This window comes from Hydrogenophaga sp., assembly GCF_051007235.1.
Classification (GTDB): domain Bacteria; phylum Pseudomonadota; class Gammaproteobacteria; order Burkholderiales; family Burkholderiaceae_C; genus Hydrogenophaga.
On sequence record NZ_JBPCSJ010000107.1, the window covers coordinates 1 to 3,482 of the forward strand.

General features: G+C 68.7%; 4 protein-coding genes. 1 reads left to right on the plus strand and 3 read right to left on the minus strand.

The annotated features are described in order from the left end of the window. The coding region (locus ACR2JA_RS04020; protein WP_434007832.1) for an FGGY family carbohydrate kinase at positions 1-407 on the minus strand (407 nt) is incomplete at its 3' end. A gap of 60 nt (positions 408-467) precedes the next feature. On the opposite strand from ACR2JA_RS04020, the gene proC reads away from it, so the two are divergent. Next, positions 468-1,298: a pyrroline-5-carboxylate reductase gene (gene proC / locus ACR2JA_RS04025; protein ID WP_434007833.1), complete on the plus strand. Its 831-nt coding sequence runs from the start codon at positions 468-470 to the stop codon at positions 1,296-1,298. 1 nt (position 1,299) lies between these two features. On the opposite strand, the gene ubiA is transcribed toward proC, so the two are convergent. Beyond that, positions 1,300-2,157 (minus strand): 4-hydroxybenzoate octaprenyltransferase, encoded by an 858-nt coding sequence (gene ubiA, locus ACR2JA_RS04030; protein ID WP_434007834.1) that lies wholly within the window; start codon positions 2,155-2,157, stop codon positions 1,300-1,302. Positions 2,158-2,253: 96 nt separating this feature from the next. After that, positions 2,254-3,213 carry a LysR substrate-binding domain-containing protein gene (locus ACR2JA_RS04035; protein ID WP_434007835.1) on the minus strand — a complete coding sequence of 320 codons (960 nt, stop codon included), beginning with the start codon at positions 3,211-3,213 and terminating at the stop codon, positions 2,254-2,256. Between the last annotated feature and the right edge of the window lie 269 nt (positions 3,214-3,482).

Sequence of the window (3,482 nt, forward strand, 5' to 3'; positions counted from 1 at the left end):
GGGTCGAGCAGCAGGCCGGTGATCTCGGTGACCCGGCTCTCGCGGCCCTCGTCGCGCAGCCGCTCGCAGACCTTGGCGGTGCGGCGGTCCTGCCAGACGATGGCCGGTGCCAGCGGCTGGCCGGTGGCGCGGTCCCACAGCACGGTGGTTTCGCGCTGGTTGGTGATGCCGATGGCCGCCACGTCGTGGGCCGCCAGCCCCTGCTGGCGCAGCACCTCCTGCGCCACGGCCAGCTGGGAGGTCCAGATCTCGCTGGCGTCGTGCTCCACCCAGCCCGGTTGCGGAAAGTGCTGGGCGAATGCCCGTTGAGCCATGCCCAGCACGCGCCCCTGGCGGTCGAACAGGATGGCGCGCGAGCTGGTGGTGCCCTGGTCCAGCGCGAGCAGCACAGAAGCGGCGGTGGTCATTCTGCGAAGATACCGCAAGGGCGTGAACACACGCCATGGGCAACCCGCAGAGCACCCGACATGAGCCTTTCCACTACACACCCCCTCATCACCTTCATCGGCGGCGGCAACATGGCCAGCGCCATCATCGGCGGCCTGGTGCGCCAGGGTCACCCCGCCGACCGCCTGCAGGTGGTTGAGCCCTGGGACGAGCAGCGCACGAAGCTGGCGCAACAATTCCCGGGCATGGCGGTGCTGCCTGCCGCCGGCGCCAAGATGAAACCCTCCGACCTGGTGGTGTGGGCGGTGAAGCCGCAGACCTTCAAAGACGCAGCGGCGGCCACCCGGGCCTTTGTCACCGGCGCCTTGCACCTGAGCGTGGCCGCCGGCATCTCCAGCGACAGCATCGCCGCCTGGCTGGGCAGCGAGCGCGTCGTTCGCTCCATGCCCAACACGCCGGCGCTGGTCGGACTGGGCATGACGGGCCTGATGGCGCGCGCCGCCGTGACGGACGCAGACAAGGCCCTGGTGGAGCGCGTGGTGCGCACCACCGGCGAACTGGTGTGGGTCAACGTGGAGGTCGATCTGGACGCGGTGACCGCGCTCTCGGGTTCGGGCCCGGCCTACGTGTTCTATTTCCTCGAAGCCATGCGCGACGCGGGCGCCCGCATGGGCCTGGCGCCCGAGGTGGCGCAGCAGCTGGCCATCGGCACCTTCATCGGCGCCGCCACCCTGGCCCAGCGCTCCAGCGACCCGCTGCAAGTCCTGCGTGAGCGCGTCACGTCCAAGTGCGGCACGACCTATGCGGCCATCACGTCGATGGAAGCCTCGGACATGAAGGCGCTGTTCGAGAAGGCCCTGGTGGCAGCCCAGACCCGCGCCGCCGAACTCGGTCAGGAATTCGGCAAATAAGTCAGCGCCAGGCGATGCCGGCCACGGTGCCCGCAAACACCGTGAACCCCAGCCAGTGGTTCAAGCGGAAGGCCTTGAAGCAGCCGTCGCGCGTGCGGTCCTTGATGAGCAGCCAATGCCAGGCCACCTGGGCCAGCGCCACCAGCAGCATGGCGCCCCACACGACCGGCTTCACCTGCCCCCACAGCACGGCGGTCCAGCTGCCCAGGAAGACCAGGTAGAACGCGGTGATGGCCGGCACGTCGGCGTCGCCCAGCGTGATGGCCGAGGTTTTCATGCCGATGCGCAGGTCGTCGTCGCGGTCGACCATGGCGTACTCGGTGTCGTAGGCCAGCACCCAGAACAGGTTGCCCGCCATCAGCGCCCAGGCTTGCCAGGGCACGGCTTCGGTGACCGCCGCAAACGCCATGGGAATGCCGAAGCTGAAGGCCACGCCCAGCACCGCCTGCGGCATGGAGACGTGGCGCTTGGCGTAGGGGTAGACCAGCGACAGGACCAGCCCCAGCACCGACCAGGCGATGGTCGCGGTGTTGGTGGTCAGCACCAGCAGGAAGGCCAGGAAGGCGAACACGGCGCCGACGATCAGCGCCTCTTTCACGCCCACGCGGCCGCTGGTCACCGGTCGCTGCGCGGTGCGCTTGACGTGTTTGTCGAACTCGCGGTCGGCCACGTCGTTGACGCAGCAGCCGGCGCTGCGCATGAGGACGGTGCCGGCCACGAACACGGCCAGCAGATGCCAGCCGGGGAACCCTCGCGCGGCGACCCACAGCGCCGACAGCGAGGGCCACAGCAGCAGCAGCCAGCCGGCAGGCCGGTTCCAGCGGATCAGGTCGAAGTAGAGAGGCAGGCGAGAAATCACGGCAGATGTTTCGTCAAGGCACGCCGCCTAACCGGCTTGGCCGGGCGGCTGGTGTGGTCCCCCTGGGGACAAACGCGAAGCGGCGCAGGGGCGGTGTCAGGACAGGCGTTTGACGCCCGGCAGCTCGCAGGCGTAGATCGCGTTGCGCAGTTCGGCGATGGCTTCGTAGCGCGTGAAACTGCGGCGCCAGGCCAGCACCACGCGCCGCGTCGGCGGGTCGCCGTCGAACGGCACGTAACGTACAAAGGCCTCGTCGTCGCGGTCGCGGGCGGCGTCGGAGGTGCCCTCGATGGCCGAGCGCGGCACCGACAGGCGTGGCACCAGCGTCACGCCCATGCCGGCGGCCACCATGTGCTTGATGGTCTCCAGTGACGAGCCCTCGAAGCTCTTGCGGATGCCCTCGGTGTCGTTGGAGAAGCGCGCAAACTCCGGGCAGACCTCCAGCACGTGGTCGCGGAAGCAGTGTCCCGTGCCCAGCAGCAGCATGGTCTCGTTCTTGATCTCCTGGGTGGTGATGGCCTTGCGCTGCGCCAGCGGGTGGTTGGCCGGCACGGCGGCCATGAACGGCTCGTCGTACAGCGGCGCGATGGCCAGGTTGGTGTCGGGGAACGGCTCGGCCAGGACGGCGCAGTCGATCTCGCCCAGACGCAACTGCTCCAGCAGCTTGACGGTGAAATTTTCCTGCAGCATCAGCGGCATCTGCGGCGTGCGCTCGATCACCTGGCGCACCAGGTTGGGCAGCAGGTAGGGGCCGATGGTGTAGATCACGCCCAGGCGCAGCGGGCCGGCCAGCGGATCCTTGCCACGCTTGGCGATTTCCTTGATCGCTGCGGCCTGCTCCAGCACGGTCTGGGCCTGGCGCACGATCTCTTCGCCCAGCGGCGTGACGGCGATCTCGCTGGCGTTGCGCTCGAAGATCTTGAGTTCGAGCTCCTCTTCCAGTTTCTTGATCGCCACCGACAGCGTGGGCTGCGACACGAAGCAGGCCTCGGCCGCCTTGCCAAAGTGGCGCTCGCGCGCCACGGCCACGATGTATTTGAGTTCGGTGAGCGTCATGGCGGTATTTTGCTCCCCCCGCGCCGCGGAGAGCGATTCCCCCGCGCCGCCTGCGGCGTCACCCCCCAGGGGGCGGCACTGGCGGCCTGGCAAAGCCAGTTCCGCGGTGCCCTGGAACAACAACCCTTCCGGCGAACGTGTCTGGTTCGAGGATGCGGTGGAACCGGCTCTGCCGGGCCACACGCATCGCCCCCAGAGGGGGGTGACGCCGCAGGCGGCGCGGGGGGTACCATCTCGTTCATGACGCTCACCGAACTCAAATACATCGT

Bases quoted from the DNA above. Each gene is read 5' to 3' on its own strand.
- ACR2JA_RS04035 (WP_434007835.1), bottom strand. From the start codon at position 3,213: ATGACGCTCACCGAACTCAAATACATCGTGGCCGTGGCGCGCGAGCGC.
- proC (WP_434007833.1), top strand. From the start codon at position 468: ATGAGCCTTTCCACTACACACCCCCTCATCACCTTCATCGGCGGCGGC.